The following is a 12833-nucleotide window of genomic DNA, read 5'->3' as shown; positions in this document are numbered from 1 at the left end:
AGCGAGAGGTCGATACATGGACATCAGCGCCATGGATCCCAAGGACATCCCCGGACTGTTCGACGCCGAGGTCATCGGACCGGACGGTGAGAAGGTCGGGACGATCCAGCAGATCTTTGCCGACGAGGTTACCGGCGCCGTAACTTTCGTGACCGTGCTGTCGGAGGGCCACGAGTATTTCATCCCGGTACGCGGTGCCGATTACTCCAGCAGCCACGTCAATGTGCCGTTCAGTCGCGACATCATCGAGACCGCTCCCGAGGCGTCCGAGGAAGATGACCTGTCTCGCGACCGTGAGGCCGAGGTCTATGGCCATTACGGCTTGGAACCGGCCCGCCGTTCCGGCCTGTCGATTGCCGATGACGACGACAGTGTTATCGCCCAGCCGGGTCGCGGTGCCGTCAGCGAGTCCGACATCGTTGGTGCCCAAGAGGGTGACGCTGACTCCGAGACCGAGACGGAACCCGGCGACGACCAACCCAGCCAGGACGCTGCCGAGACCCCGGTCATCGTTCCGGCGGCTTCCCGAGACAATGAGGATTCTCCGGCTGGCCAGGATGGCGAGGAGAACGCCGAGGAGGACACCGAGGTGCGTTCAGCCGAGCCCGTCGCCATGATGGGGCTGCCGGCTGGCGCCAAGCTGCGTCGCTACGTCGTCACCGACCTGGTGACTGTCCAGATTCCGGTGCGCCGCGAGGTGGTGTGCTGGGAGGACGCTGAGGGAAATGTCCACGAGTTAGACGAGGTGGAGGCCCCCGAGGACGCCAAGAAGGTTGGCGTTCCCGGACAGGCGACGTGGTGGTTTAACGACGGTCCCCAGGCCCCTGTCGGCTGATCTGGGTTTAGAGGTTTTCTAGCCACAGATCGTTGGCCTGAGGCGTAGTAGACATGACGTCAGCCCCCGATTCGCACTGAATCGGGGGCTGACGCTGTTACGAGGACATTCACGAGTCTGGTCAGGAAACCTTCTCGTAGGTGACGTCGGCAACGCCAGCGCTGGGCGACGAGATCTGGTTAAAGGCGGCCGGAGACAGGTCGAGGCAACGGCCAGAGACGTAGGGTCCGCGGTCGTTGACGCGGACCACGACGGAGCGTCCGTTGGCCTTGTTGGTCACCTTAAGACGAGTGCCGAAGGAGTAGGTCTTGGAGGCAGCCGTCATGTCCGAAGAGTTGAAGGACTCTCCGGAGGCGGTTTGCGAATCGGAGTAGAACGAGGCCTCGCAGCTACCAGCGATACCACTGGTCGAAACGTCGGAGCTGGTCGAACGCTCGGAAGAACGAGAGGTGCGCGAGGATGAGTGACGCTGTGCGGACTCCTGGGCGTCAGCCTTCTTCTGAGCGGACTTTTCCTGGGCAGCTTTCTGTTCGGCCTCGGCGGCGCGCTGGGCGCCAGCTTTCGAGCGCAGCAGGCTTACAGTGACGGCGTCAGTAACACCGGTCTGCTTGAGGGCGTTGGCCTTCTGGAACACCTTGACGGCGTTCGTGGTAGAGGGGCCGTACGGCAGTCCGACCCACTTGCTTGGGAAGTAGTTGAGGGTCGACAGGTCGCGCTGAACAGCCTTGGTGCGAGCATTGTGGTCGCCGCGCTGGGCGTAGATGCCGACTGGGCGGGTGACCTTGGTGATGTAGCGGGTGGCAACCCACGAGGTCTTGCCGCGGTAGTTGACGGGGGTCCAGCCCTGGACATCCTTGCCGACGATGAGCAGACGGTCTCCGGGGTGGATGAGGCCATGACGCTTGTAATCAGTGCCGCGACCGGAACGAACATTGAGGTGGACGCGAGACTGGGCGAACTGAGCGGTGTACGTGGTGGCGCGCTTGGTCTGCTTAGCCGGCGTCTTGGTGGTTCGCTGGCCGGTGCTCTGCTGAGCGGGAGCTTTCTGAGTATGAGTCCCGGGAATTTCGGCAGGGGCGGCGTGAGCCTCCTCGGCGATGGTGCCCATGACGGCGAGTCCAGCCGCAGCGGTTAAAGCGACAGTGCGCGTGAGAGTCGTCCTAGCAGAGGTGTTAGTCATGTGATGTTCCTTCCGAGCGTTGCCGCAGGTTCAGGGGCTCGTTGAACTGTACGTGTTCCTGAGAGATTCTCAAAATTGGTACAGGGGGTGGCGGCTGAGATTTCCGCTGGGAAACACCGAATATACCTCTAGGACTAGGAGAGATGATGGCTGAGGTGAGGATCCGACCGGAACGGAAAACTGAGAAAAGACTGAGGGAATGATTCTTGGTTCTCAGGCTTCGCTGCGCTGAGAGCAGCGGTGGGTCCATGGCTCTGACCCCCGGGCGCTCCCAGCGGTGCTCATTTTTCACGCTACAGGCATGGATTGCGCACCGTTCGGGCGAGATCGTCTGGGTAGCGGGGATTATGAGCACCGGTACTCAGCCGAGGGCGTCGCGACCTCATAGGCTGAGGTCATGACGTGGAACCGCAATATTCCTGGCCTGCTGACTGATGACATTCGCCTGAGGGTCCCGTTGGACCACAACAGTCCTGAGGACCTGCGCACCATTGAGGTATATGCGCGTTTGGTCGCCACTCCCGACGGGACCGACAAGCCGTACTTGATCTTTCTGCAAGGTGGCCCCGGGTGTGAGTCCCCCCGTCCAACCCTGCATGACCCTGGATTCCCCGGTTGGCTGGCCCGTGCGTTGCAGGACTACCAGCTCGTGCTGCTTGACCAGCGCGGTACCGGATTGTCTTCGCCAGTGAGTGAACCGGTGGGGGATGCTGCCAGTCAGGCCGAGTACCTTACCCACCTGCGTGCTGACGAAATTGTCGAGGATTGTGAGGACATCCGTCGTCATCTGGGTATTCAGACGTGGGCAGCTCTGGGCCAGTCCTTTGGTGGGTTCACCCTGTTGAGATATCTGTCCACCTACCCGGAGTCGCTGTCGGCTGGGTACTTCACGGGCGGTCTGTCGGCGGTCGGACGTTCTGCCGACGAGATCTACACCGCCTGTTACAACCAGCTACGCACCAAGTCGCTGAAGTATTACAAGCGTTTCCCGGAAGATCGGGAGCGGTTTGCCGCGCTCGTGAGGCTGGCCGAGAACGGCGAGATCACTACTCCAAACGGTGACCTCGTGACGCCCTCTCGGCTGAGGTCATTGGGGCACCTGCTGGGTATGTCGGGTGGGGCTGAGAAGCTGCACTATCTCTTGGAGTACCCGCACACCTCGCGGTACTTTCGCCATGATCTGGCGGACCTGCTTCCCTATGGGGGACGAAACCCGCTGTACGCCGTCATTCACGAGTCGTCCTATGCCGACGGCGTGGTCACCGACTGGGCGGCGGCGCGAATGCTGCCTGAGGATTTTCGGGAGGACCCGACCTTGCTGACTGGCGAGCACGTCATGCCGGAGTGGTTCGACACCGACCAGGAGCTGCGTCCGTGGAAGGAGGTCGCCAACCTCATCGCCAACCATCCGTGGCCGAAGCTGTACGACCCTGATGTGTTGCGAACCGCGAAGGTTCCGTGTGCGGCGGCGGTGTACCACGACGACGCCTACGTGCCGCGCGATTTCTCGCTTGAGACGGCGGCTCTGCTTCCCGATATGCACGCCTGGGTGACGACCGAGTACGAGCACAACGGTTCGAATGCCTCGGGTGGGGCGGTGCTCGACCGCCTCATCAAACTCGCCAGAGGCGAGATCGCCAGGTGATATTTGGGGCACCGGGTTCACGGGGCGTCTGGGAGACCGGGCGTCCTGTCTCTGTCGTCCCCACCTGTACCAGGCGTGCCAAAAACATCACCCGGAGTGGGGCGGGAGCAAGATTTTGCAACAATGTGTGGCTCGGTGGCGGAGTGATCGTGTGTCCCGGCGTGACCATCGGGGACGACTGCGTTATCGGGGCGGGGGCTGTCGTCACCACGGATATCCCCGCCGGAGCCATCGCAGTTGGGAATCCGGCGCGAGTTACCGGTTCGGTCTACGACAAGAAAGGCGAGTGATTATGAGTCACATTCCGAGTACGTGGTGCGACCCCGACGCGGTGGGGGTCACGTTGCCAGAGAGTGACGACGTTGAGGCCGATCCGCAAACTGTGCAGATTCCGTCGGCAGAGTCCTTTGAGGTACTGCGCCGGGCTAGCGAGGAGGAGTTGCGAGCTCAAGAGCGCGGGGAGTCGATCGATCCGCTGGAGTCAGGACGGGCCGCGATTTCCATTGCCCTCACTCCGCTGTGCCAGCTTGAGGGCGCGATCATGCTCGGAGTCAGCCTGCTGGAAGCGGCGGTCAAACGGGTCGAACAGGTCAATGATGAGGCCGTCGAGGTGTACCTCCCCGACTGGCTTTTCGATCACGAAGGACTCACTGCGGGCGAGGTTCCCGACCTCCTCGTTGAGCGGGTTCGACACGACTTGGCTGACCCGGTGGTTGTCTCGACCATGGGAGAGGAAGCCGTTGAGCAGCTGCGCAGTGGTCTGTCGGCGATCATGGCTGCTCAGCGCCACGACGCTGCAGGGTTTTCCCGGTACGTCAACGCCGATGTCGCTCCGGAGTGGATCATTGATGGCTGCCAGGAGGTGTGTGTCGCTTTGGCGGCTCACGCTGCGACGATTGGTTGGCAGCGTCCCGAGGTTGACGTCTCCAACGTTTTTGCCAGCTTAGACATGGCCGATGAGCCAGAACTTGTTCGCACTCTGTTGAGGCAAGCGCGCCGGTGACCGGGGAGATAGAACGGCTGGCCAGCTGGGTCGACGAGTCCACATCGACGGTCTTTTTTGGCGGGGCCGGAATGTCCACTGAGTCGGGTATCCCCGATTTCCGGTCGGCTGGCGGGCTGTACACCACCCAGCATGACGTGCCCTTCGCCCCTGAATACCTGCTCAGTCATGGCTGTTTGGTCGATCATCCGGCGGAGTTCTTCGACTTCTATCGGGCTTACCTCGTCCATCCGGAAGCCAGGCCCAATGACGGTCACCGCGCCCTGGCTGCTCTGGAACGGGCCGGGAAACTCTCGTCGATCATTACTCAAAACATTGACGGTCTGCACCAGGACGCCGGGTCGCGGCAGGTCGTCGAGTTGCACGGGTCGGTTCACCGCAATCACTGTCTGAAGTGCGGACGCCCTCATTCGTTGTCGGTGATTATGGACTCTCCTGGGGTGCCACGCTGTTCGTGTGGTGGCATGGTGCGTCCCGACGTCGTGCTATACGAGGAGTCACTGCGTCCCCAAGACCTTGACGCCGCCATTGGCGCTATCAGTCGTGCCAGCCTCCTCGTTGTGGGCGGTACGTCGCTCAACGTGTACCCAGCTGCCGCTCTGCTGAGGTTTTTCCGTGGTCGGCACCTCGTTGTTATTAACCGGGAGGTGACGGGTTACGACGGGGTGGCGGATGTGGTTATCCATGACGGGTTAGGAAAGACGCTGTCAGCAGTTCAGCGCGCCTGCGCTTCTGAGGGACGCGCATAGCGTGTTCAGCCGCCAACCGACGGACCTGCTCGGTGGTGTGTTCCATAGTATCGGGCCAAAAGACCTCGGGTACTGGCCATCACGGTGTCGTCCATCGGGAGAAGCGGGCGACGTCTCAGACAGGTCAGTCGGCTCATCGCTCGGTGTCTGCGTATGCTCCCGGTACGAAAGTCTCGTGGCGCACGTCGCAGCAAGTGATGGTTGCCGACCGCACGTCAGGCTCTCACGGCACGTGGGCCCGCTATCAGTGGACGGGGTCGCAGCGTGGCTGGGAGAAGGTGTCCGCTGGAGGTGTTGAGGCTCATTTCGGTAAGCATGGTGTCACGGCTGGGTCTCGTCGTGTTGAGAGGGTGACATGACGACCCCGTCAGGTACGTATGGGTTCGTGATGGCGTTCGGCTCGGGCGATCCGGGGACGAAACTGCCGTACCGGAGGATTGATTCGTGCTCGTGGTGGATTGGGGATTCGGCTGCGAAGGATTACAACCGGTGGCGTCAGGACTGTAGCAAGCTGTCGCGGTCGAAGAATGAGCACCTGGCCGACTATGTGGGCCGCCAGTATCAGCAAGCTGCCGCCTTGGACTTCAACTACTACTCGCCGGTGCGTCACGGTGCCGGGTCGGGGTCGGCGATTTTCTTGCACTATGCGACGAGCTATACCGCTGGCTGTGTGGGCTTGGACTCGCTGTCGGAACTGACTCGCACGCTTCGGTGGATCGACCCGGACAAGAACCCCCGCATCGTCATCAAAGGTTGAGATCAGGGAGTTGTCGCTGGGGCGATTCGCGTACCTGGGTGCTGTTGCTGTCGTGCGGCTGACTCTTCCTGTCGTCTGTCACCGCCGTCTGATGCTGCTCAGGCCGATTGCCAACATCGCAATGTGTCACATAGGGGACGGAAACTTTGACAGCTCGCAGAGGTTAGGGCAGGCTATGCTTACATTGCGCGCAACGCTTCATCGTGACCTTTTGAGAGGACTATCCATGGCCAAGCGTCACATCTTCCGTAAAGCCCTCGCTTGCATCATGCTCAGCTCTGCCCTTGCGATATCTGCCTGTTCATCCGACACCACGCAAGGCACTTCCGATACTTCAGCCAAGTCAACTTCGGCAGAAACCAAGACGGTTACCGATATTGCGGGTAACACCGTCAAGGTACCGACCAACCCGAAATCTGTGGTCGTCACCGATAATCGGAGTTTCCAAATTCTCCAGAAGTGGGGAATTAAGTTGTCGGCAGCCCCGAAGAAGATTATGAATAAAGACCTTCATGGCGACTACATCAAAGATAAAAGTATCATCGACCTCGGAAATCATCGTGAGCCTAATATGGAAGGCTTTGTTGAAGCTAAGCCGGATCTCGTGATTAATGGTCAGCGATTTTCCAAGAAAGCCGATGACATCAAGGCATTGATTCCAAAGGGAACGGCCTTTGTCGACATTAATATGCCAGAAGGTGCAAATATCTCCGATTACTTCACCAAGCAAGTCACTCTTCTTGGGGACATCTTCGATAAGCAGCAGGAAGCTAAAAAACTCATCTCTGACTACAACGACGCAGCAAAGCGAGCGAAATCGGCCTATAACTCAAAATGGACCGTCATGGGTCTGGTGGTTTCCGGTGGTGAAATCAACTACGCAGCACCGCGCGAAGGCCGAGCGGTTGGTCCGCTCTTCCCAATCCTTGGGCTGACCCCGGCGCTTGAGAAGGAGGGCACCTCCGATCATCAGGGTGACGTCGTGTCGGTCGAAGCAATCGCCGATTCAAATCCAGATTGGATGCTTGTTCTTGACCGCGATCAGTCCGTTGCCGCAGATGATCCATCCTACTCGCCGTCGATCGAGGTGATTAAGAAAAACCAGGCGCTAAAGAACGTTAAAGCAGTGACCCAAAATCACATCATTACTGCCCCGAATGGCTTTTATGTTTCTGAGGACATCCTGCTTTACACGGAGTTCCTCAATGACATCGCCGACGCATTCGAGTCGGCAGGTCGATGACGGTTTCATCCGCATATAGAGAACCGAGGGTTAAGCGCCGAACCCAAGAACAGCTGTTCTTGGTTATCGGAATTGCGCTAACCCTCGGTCTCGTTGTCTCGTCTCTTTTCATCGGCGTGTATGACATCGCTGGTGCCGAAGACGGCTGGGATATGTTTTTCATCACCCGTGTTCCACGCACGGTCGCGTTGGTCCTCTCTGGTGCAGCTATGGCAGTGGCTGGGCTGATTATGCAGCTCATGACGCAAAATCGCTTTGTAGAACCGACGACGACGGGCACCATCGAGTGGGCAGGTCTCGGACTTCTTTTCGCCATGATTGTCTTGCCTCAGCCTTCGATCCTTGAGCGTATGATTGCCGCGGTGCTCTTTTCGTTCATCGGGACGATGGTGTTTTTCCTGTTCCTCAGGAAAGTGACATTGAAATCGTCGCTGATAGTGCCGATTGTCGGCATGATGCTCGGCGCTGTCGTGTCGGCGCTATCCACCTTCCTCGCGCTGCAGTTTGACCAACTGCAAAGCATGGGGATTTGGTTTGCCGGTTCCTTCAATCTTGTGACACGTGGACGTTACGAGATGATCTGGGTGGTCCTGGCGATCACAATAATAGGATTCATCATTGCCGATAAGTTCACCGTCGTTGGCCTCGGTAAAGACATAGCCACGAATGTCGGCCTAAATTACAACCGCATAATATTGACCGGGATAGCCATGGTTTCGGTTATTACTGGAATTATCGCCGTTGTGATCGGATCGTTGCCATTTCTCGGATTGATAGTTCCGAACATTGTCTCCATGTTTCGCGGCGATAACCTTCGTACGAATCTGCCGTGGGTGTGCATAGCTGGGATCTGGGTAGTTACGGTCTGTGACATCATCGGACGTACCATTATCATGCCATTTGAAATCCCGGTTGCAACGATACTTTCCGTTGTCGGTTCTTTCGTGTTCATTGTCCTCCTCATGGTCAGGAGGAGGCGTGGCTAACTCAGCATTCAGTTCCGTGAGTCACCGACGGCGGGTATCGATCTTCATAGCTGTCGCTGGGTTCGTGGCACTCGCGGCCTGTTTAGGTATTCTGTTGTGGAATAATCCAATGCCATTCGCATCGGAAGGGTGGTGGCTGGTAGCGAGAATGCGTGGCAAGTCCATTGCGGTGATCGCCGTCGTCGCGGTCTGCCAAGCTGTCGCAACAGTGTCTTTCCAAACGGCGACACAGAACCGAATTATCACGCCGTCTATTATGGGATTTGAGGCCCTCTATACGTTGGTCCAAACCTCTCTCGTCTTTTTTCTTGGCATATCCGGTATTAGTGTCATCGACGGTGCTCCAGCATTCTTACTGCAAACGCTCATCATGGTGGGTTTCGCGGTCGGCCTTTATATGTGGCTGCTTTCTGGTCGGCTCGGCAACCTTCATATCATGCTGCTGGTGGGTATCATTCTGGGCTCCGGGCTTGGCGCACTATCGCAGTTCATGCAGCGTATTATGGACCCATCGACGTTCGACGTGCTTACGGCGCGTCTGTTTGGCAACATTTCCAATGCCGATACCACCAACCTGACGATTACGGTGCCGATTGTCGGAGTCACTGCCGGGATAATAGTCTTGCGGTCGCGTGTCCTGAACGTGCTCTCTCTTGGCCGTGAAACGGCGACGAATCTTGGTATCAATCACAAGCGTCAACTCATGATAACGCTGTTTCTTGTCTCGATTTTGATGGCGATGACAACATCACTCGTGGGGCCGATGACGTTTTTCGGTTTCCTCGTCGCGACGCTTGCGTACTCTTTGACCGATACCTACGATCATCGTGTTATCTTCCCGGCAGCCATGGTGCTCGGCTTCGCTGTGCTGTCGAGTGCCTACTTCATACTGCGTCATGTGTTCTATGCCGGGGGAGCGGTTACAGTCATTATTGAGCTTGTTGGCGGTCTGGCCTTCCTTATTGTTGTTATGCGAAAGGGTCGTCTGTGATTTCCGTAAAGAACCTTGTTCGGCAATATTCATCGACGGTAAAGATCGGGCCGGTTTCCTTTGATATTGAGCGCGGGGGAGTGACCGCTCTTGTCGGTCCGAATGGCGCAGGTAAGTCGACGATTCTTACGATGATTGGTCGTTTGCAGGATAACGATGGCGGCGAAGTCACCGTGGGAGATTTGGATGTGTTCCATGCGCCGTCGAAGCAGATCGCACAGACGCTGTCAATTCTTCGTCAGGAGAATCACTTCATCACGCGGTTGACGGTGAGGCAGCTTGTAAGTTTCGGGCGCTACCCATATTCAAGCGGGCGCTTGACTGCAGAAGACGAGGCTTACGTCGATGAGGCGATTGAGTTCTTGGATATGCAGGAGCTCCAAGGTCGATTCCTTGATGAGCTTTCCGGTGGGCAGCGACAGCGAGCTTATGTCGCGATGGTTTTGGCGCAAAACACGGAGTATGTTCTGCTAGACGAACCGTTGAATAACTTGGATATGCGGCACTCGGTGCAGATGATGAAACAGTTACGTCGTGCGGCGGACGAGCTGGGCCGGACCATTGTCATTGTTCTCCATGACATTAACTTTGCTGCGCGCTATGCTGATCGAATTATTGCAATGAAAAATGGTGAAATCATTGAGCAAGGCACCGTGGGGGAAATTTGCACTACAGAAATCCTGACGCGCATTTTCGGCACTCCGGTTTCTGTCGTGAAAGATCCGAACGGCGGCTTGGTATGCTCCTATTTTTAAGCTCGTTCATTCGGGGATAAGACGTAAGCGGAATCTGACTGTTCCGGCCTGTGGGTGCGTATTGGTCTGCTGGTGGTGGTGCGAGGTGACGAAGCGGGCGGGCTGGTTTCTAAGGGTGATACAGGCTTCATCCTGGCCAGGGCCTGTCCCCTCGTCATTCCGGCAGTGTGAAGAATCTCATGAGCCGCAACAATTAGGGACGGCCAGTGCACCATCCTTGCCCTGTCTATCGGGCATAGACGTTACGTCTACCGCTAAGACCATCCGAGGGTCACGCAGCGAGGTAGGCGGTCAGGGCGTCACGGATATGGCGTCATGACGCCGAATTTTGCCCCCGATGTGGTCGCGAGATTGCGTCGACGAGTGGACCGGGACGGCCTCGCAGACTCACCCCCGTGTATGCGGGGAAGATTGACGCGAGACACGATCGGGAACCCGCCACACCGACTGCACTCGACGGCAACGACACACGTGGCCACGCCAAAGAATCAGCTTGCTTTGAGGTTGTGTTGGGTAAGTTCACGAGTGAGGGCTTGACGGGTCCACGCCGAGACACTCATGCCTTGCCGAGAAGCGTCAGCTTCGATCAGCCGCCACACTGTCGCACTCACTCGAATTGTGCGAGGTTCCAGCGGCTCGGTCTCTACTTCTTCCCACGCTCGACCCTCAAAGGGGTCTACCTGCATCCCCTCAAAACCCGATTCGGCTTCACTAGCCCACCGACACACCATCTCATCAGTGACCCGAACGCCATTGTCGGCAACAAATTCACTCATCGTGTCCTCCTGATCTGAGCCAGAAAAACTTTCGTCAACCAATTCGCGTGAATCACCAGCACGGATCCGTCAACACCACGAACAAACACCACGGATCACCCCCGCGTAGGCGGGGAAGACCGCCGCCGCATTGCACGTACCGAAATCGACAGTGTTGCGACACTGGAGACCAGGACACCGGTGTGGCCCGGTCGTGCCCGTGTGGGGCTCCCGAGAAGCTTGGCGACAGGCCCACGACGCTATTTGGGCACATGACGAGACCGAGCTGTCCGACACCTTCGTGCCGTGGGCATGGGATCAGAGCGGCAGCCAGAGGACTGTCCGTCGGCTGCCCCGAGGTGTCGCTGTTGTCAGACGCTCATGACAGCACCGAAAGCATGAGGGGCGTATCACTATCGCTTATTTCAACTGAGATGACTACCCAACTGGTCTGGGGCAGTGACGCCCCGGACCACCACCCAGAAGAGGGGGCACTGACAGGCGCCCGAGTGGATTGGGGTGGGATCAGGCGGGTAGGTAGTCAGCGAGGGCGTCTCGGATGATCTGGGAGACGCTGGTGCCGGTTGCGGCTGCGTAGGCGTCGAGTCGGGCGTTGGTGCGTGCGTCGAGCCGTACCTGACGGCGGGGCGACCGGCCCTCCCCGGTGGCGTGGTCCGCGCCGAGGGTGGGCCGTCCTCGGCCGAGGAATGCGCGGCTGGCGCGCGCGGCGTCCTTGCCCCGGAACACGGGGCTGGTTTGCGGGGTTTGGGTCGCCTCATCGCTCTCGGCCCACTTGGCCAGAGCGTCGAAGTCGAACCCGGCAGGGGTGGTGCTCATGCTCGCTCTCCATTCAGCTTGGCGATGGTCGTGGCTCGCACGTCCATGCAGTGGAAGACGGTAACCGTGTCCGGGGGAACCAACGCGGCGAACACCTCGATGGTCCTCCCTCCCCTCGCGGGACCAACCCATACCGCGACATCCGGGCCGCCGGTACGGGAGTGGTCGAAGTGGGGCGTGAAGACCTCAGGGGTCTGCATCGCATGGATTGCGTCCTCGCGAGTGAACCCGTGCTTGCCGGCACTATCGGTGAACTCGATGGCCATACCAATATGGTAGTACAAAAAACGGAAGGCGCAACCCGAGGGAAGGGACTCCTGTGACGATCTTGCGGGCTCTAGCTGTACAGCGGACCGAGGCTCACCCCCGCGTAGGCGGGGAAGACTTATCGGGGTGATATCGGATAGACCGCAAAGTGGGTTCACCCCCGCGTAGGCGGGGAAGACCGACCAGCTCAAGTGGCAAGGTAGCGAGTGAGGGCTTCCTGAATGATCCCCAGTTCACTGCGTCCCTCAGCATGAGCACGTTCGGCCAGCTGCCTGTTCAACCACACCGGTAGCCCATCAGACACCGCAGGACCCCAAGCACGCCGAGCAGCAGCAATACGCTCAGCCGACCACCCCTGCTCGAAATCAGCAGCAGCCGCCTCATCACGAGCATCCATGTCCGTCATCACAGGCCTCCCCTCAGATCACATCGGTGTACCGCTTACGTGCAGGCATCGCATGAAACACAACCACCCTGCCCTCATCTTCCAACGTATGCGCCCCGATTTCCAACAACCGGCCCGCCTGATCGAAACCCAGCCGGATCACCTTCACCGGATAGTCATCCTCAATGAAATCCGTAAGCCACCGCTGCCACGCCGTCTCGATGTCCTGGGCACTACACCCGTGCCGAAACGCCGACGACGGCTCCACCCCCGCGTAGGCGGGGAAGACGCGCCGCCGCCTGCACATCCACACCGAGGCCCCGGTCCACCCCCGCGTAGGCGGGGAAGACGCATATACCCTTGCTTTTGTGGCGGCTAAGGCGGGTTCACCCCCCGCGTAGGCGGGGAAGACGCATATACCCTTGCTTTTGTGGCGGCTAAGGCG

At 58.8% G+C, this 12833-nt stretch carries 15 protein-coding genes and 1 pseudogene; 10 read left to right on the top strand and 6 right to left on the bottom strand.

The window, feature by feature from the left end; all coding sequences use genetic code 11:
• Positions 1-16: 16 nt before the first annotated feature.
• Positions 17-835 carry a PRC-barrel domain-containing protein gene (locus Q4B98_RS05120; RefSeq protein WP_303196022.1) on the top strand — a complete coding sequence of 273 codons (819 nt, stop codon included), beginning with the start codon at positions 17-19 and terminating at the stop codon, positions 833-835.
• A 121-nt stretch (positions 836-956) separates the two neighbouring features.
• Here the strand turns inward: Q4B98_RS05120 and Q4B98_RS05115 are convergent, their stop codons facing one another.
• Positions 957-2015 (bottom strand): septal ring lytic transglycosylase RlpA family protein, encoded by a 1059-nt coding sequence (locus tag Q4B98_RS05115; protein ID WP_303196021.1) that lies wholly within the window; start codon positions 2013-2015, stop codon positions 957-959.
• Positions 2016-2412: 397 nt separating this feature from the next.
• On the opposite strand from Q4B98_RS05115, the gene Q4B98_RS05110 reads away from it, so the two are divergent.
• The 9 genes and pseudogenes from Q4B98_RS05110 (at position 2413) to Q4B98_RS05070 (ending at position 10144) form a co-directional block, all read left to right on the top strand.
• Positions 2413-3660, top strand: a complete 1248-nt coding sequence (locus Q4B98_RS05110; protein ID WP_303196020.1) for an alpha/beta fold hydrolase — start codon at positions 2413-2415, stop codon at positions 3658-3660.
• Between the two features lie 119 nt (positions 3661-3779).
• Positions 3780-3950, top strand: a pseudogene (locus tag Q4B98_RS05105) (DapH/DapD/GlmU-related protein); the annotation flags it as partial.
• Between the two features lie 2 nt (positions 3951-3952).
• A complete protein-coding gene (locus Q4B98_RS05100) occupies positions 3953-4663 on the top strand; it encodes a hypothetical protein (protein ID WP_303196019.1) in 711 nt (236 codons plus the stop codon).
• The gene (locus Q4B98_RS05095) at positions 4660-5412 is read left to right on the top strand and encodes an NAD-dependent protein deacylase (protein ID WP_303196018.1); all 753 of its coding nucleotides are present in this window, start codon (positions 4660-4662) and stop codon (positions 5410-5412) included. Before Q4B98_RS05100 ends, Q4B98_RS05095 begins: the two co-directional genes overlap by 4 nt.
• A 355-nt stretch (positions 5413-5767) precedes the next feature.
• Positions 5768-6169: a hypothetical protein gene (locus Q4B98_RS05090; protein WP_303196017.1), complete on the top strand. Its 402-nt coding sequence runs from the start codon at positions 5768-5770 to the stop codon at positions 6167-6169.
• A gap of 226 nt (positions 6170-6395) precedes the next feature.
• A complete protein-coding gene (locus Q4B98_RS05085) occupies positions 6396-7412 on the top strand; it encodes a siderophore ABC transporter substrate-binding protein (RefSeq protein ID WP_303196016.1) in 1017 nt (338 codons plus the stop codon).
• Positions 7409-8398, top strand: coding sequence for an ABC transporter permease (locus Q4B98_RS05080; protein ID WP_303196015.1), 990 nt, complete (start codon positions 7409-7411; stop codon positions 8396-8398). The genes Q4B98_RS05085 and Q4B98_RS05080 overlap by 4 nt, the downstream gene beginning before the upstream one ends.
• Complete coding sequence (locus tag Q4B98_RS05075; protein WP_303196014.1) at positions 8391-9389, top strand: iron chelate uptake ABC transporter family permease subunit; 999 nt, start codon at positions 8391-8393, stop codon at positions 9387-9389. The genes Q4B98_RS05080 and Q4B98_RS05075 overlap by 8 nt, the downstream gene beginning before the upstream one ends.
• A complete protein-coding gene (locus tag Q4B98_RS05070; protein WP_303196013.1) occupies positions 9386-10144 on the top strand; it encodes an ABC transporter ATP-binding protein in 759 nt (252 codons plus the stop codon). Before Q4B98_RS05075 ends, Q4B98_RS05070 begins: the two co-directional genes overlap by 4 nt.
• Before the next feature lie 488 nt (positions 10145-10632).
• Here Q4B98_RS05070 and Q4B98_RS05065 read toward each other — a convergent pair whose 3' ends face one another.
• From Q4B98_RS05065 to Q4B98_RS05045, 5 genes are all read right to left on the bottom strand, one after another.
• Positions 10633-10875 (bottom strand): hypothetical protein, encoded by a 243-nt coding sequence (locus Q4B98_RS05065; protein ID WP_303196131.1) that lies wholly within the window; start codon positions 10873-10875, stop codon positions 10633-10635.
• A 549-nt stretch (positions 10876-11424) separates the two neighbouring features.
• Positions 11425-11736 carry a ribbon-helix-helix protein, CopG family gene (locus tag Q4B98_RS05060; RefSeq protein ID WP_303196012.1) on the bottom strand — a complete coding sequence of 104 codons (312 nt, stop codon included), beginning with the start codon at positions 11734-11736 and terminating at the stop codon, positions 11425-11427.
• Positions 11733-12002: a hypothetical protein gene (locus tag Q4B98_RS05055; protein ID WP_303196011.1), complete on the bottom strand. Its 270-nt coding sequence runs from the start codon at positions 12000-12002 to the stop codon at positions 11733-11735. Before Q4B98_RS05055 ends, Q4B98_RS05060 begins: the two co-directional genes overlap by 4 nt.
• 188 nt (positions 12003-12190) lie before the next feature.
• Positions 12191-12409 carry a hypothetical protein gene (locus Q4B98_RS05050; protein WP_303196010.1) on the bottom strand — a complete coding sequence of 73 codons (219 nt, stop codon included), beginning with the start codon at positions 12407-12409 and terminating at the stop codon, positions 12191-12193.
• Positions 12410-12422: 13 nt separating this feature from the next.
• The coding region (locus tag Q4B98_RS05045; protein ID WP_303196009.1) for a hypothetical protein at positions 12423-12833 on the bottom strand (411 nt) is incomplete at its 5' end.

It is taken from the genome of Cutibacterium sp. (assembly GCF_030525615.1).
Taxonomy (GTDB): Bacteria; Actinomycetota; Actinomycetes; order Propionibacteriales; family Propionibacteriaceae; genus Cutibacterium.
Note: the sequence above shows the minus strand (reverse complement) of the source record. Positions and strands in the feature narration are given on the sequence as shown.

Coding starts and splice junctions, on each gene's coding strand:
- Q4B98_RS05080 (WP_303196015.1), top strand. CDS start 7,409: ATGACGGTTTCATCCGCATATAGAGAACCGAGGGTTAAGCGCCGAACC.
- Q4B98_RS05100 (WP_303196019.1), top strand. CDS start 3,953: ATGAGTCACATTCCGAGTACGTGGTGCGACCCCGACGCGGTGGGGGTC.
- Q4B98_RS05055 (WP_303196011.1), bottom strand. CDS start 12,002: ATGGCCATCGAGTTCACCGATAGTGCCGGCAAGCACGGGTTCACTCGC.
- Q4B98_RS05065 (WP_303196131.1), bottom strand. CDS start 10,875: ATGGTGTGTCGGTGGGCTAGTGAAGCCGAATCGGGTTTTGAGGGGATG.
- Q4B98_RS05110 (WP_303196020.1), top strand. CDS start 2,413: ATGACGTGGAACCGCAATATTCCTGGCCTGCTGACTGATGACATTCGC.
- Q4B98_RS05090 (WP_303196017.1), top strand. CDS start 5,768: ATGACGACCCCGTCAGGTACGTATGGGTTCGTGATGGCGTTCGGCTCG.
- Q4B98_RS05050 (WP_303196010.1), bottom strand. CDS start 12,409: ATGACGGACATGGATGCTCGTGATGAGGCGGCTGCTGCTGATTTCGAG.
- Q4B98_RS05120 (WP_303196022.1), top strand. CDS start 17: ATGGACATCAGCGCCATGGATCCCAAGGACATCCCCGGACTGTTCGAC.
- Q4B98_RS05085 (WP_303196016.1), top strand. CDS start 6,396: ATGGCCAAGCGTCACATCTTCCGTAAAGCCCTCGCTTGCATCATGCTC.
- Q4B98_RS05115 (WP_303196021.1), bottom strand. CDS start 2,015: ATGACTAACACCTCTGCTAGGACGACTCTCACGCGCACTGTCGCTTTA.
- Q4B98_RS05060 (WP_303196012.1), bottom strand. CDS start 11,736: ATGAGCACCACCCCTGCCGGGTTCGACTTCGACGCTCTGGCCAAGTGG.